General features: G+C 72.8%; 1 protein-coding gene. It reads right to left on the bottom strand.

The genetic code is table 11. The features are described 5' to 3' along the window. Nucleotides 1–43: 43 nt before the first annotated feature. Nucleotides 44–454, bottom strand: a complete 411-nt coding sequence (locus CWC38_RS11920) for a universal stress protein (protein ID WP_121846906.1) — start codon at nucleotides 452–454, stop codon at nucleotides 44–46. Between the last annotated feature and the right edge of the window lie 42 nt (nucleotides 455–496).

Raw genomic sequence — 496 nt, 5'->3', positions numbered from 1 at the left:
CTCGCAGGGCCCGGCCCGCCGTCGTTCACGGGGACTGCCGCGCTCAGTCCGTGCCGTAGTCCGCCTTGACGCACAGCACGGGGCAGCCGGCCTCGAGCAGCAGACGCTGCGTGGTGGGGGCCATGATGAGCTTGCCCACCGGCGTGCGACGCCGGGTGCCGATGACCAGCAGCTGGGTGTGGGTGCGGTCGGTGACGTCCAGGATGACGTCCGCGGGATCGGCGTCGTCCGCCATGGGCACCAGCTCGAAGGACAGACCACTGGCCTCCAGGGCGGCGCGGTCCTCACGGACGGCGGTCTCCGTCTCCTCGGGACCGGTGTGGCGGCCCCAGCGCCTGGTGTGGTGGCCCTGCACCACCACGAGGTCCGCCGAACGCAGCGTGGCCTCGTCCATGGCGGCGCGCAGGGCGGCGCGTCCGGTGGGTGTGGGCAGGTAACCGACGACGATGTTCATGGCTTCTCCGGGTCCGTGGCGGGGTGGGGGTGGATCTGGGGG

The organism is Kocuria tytonicola, from assembly GCF_003687455.1.
GTDB lineage: Bacteria > Actinomycetota > Actinomycetes > Actinomycetales > Micrococcaceae > Kocuria > Kocuria tytonicola.
This window is presented reverse-complemented; position numbering and strand designations above follow the sequence as displayed.

Bases quoted from the DNA above. Each gene is read 5' to 3' on its own strand.
- CWC38_RS11920 (WP_121846906.1), bottom strand. From the start codon at position 454: ATGAACATCGTCGTCGGTTACCTGCCCACACCCACCGGACGCGCCGCC.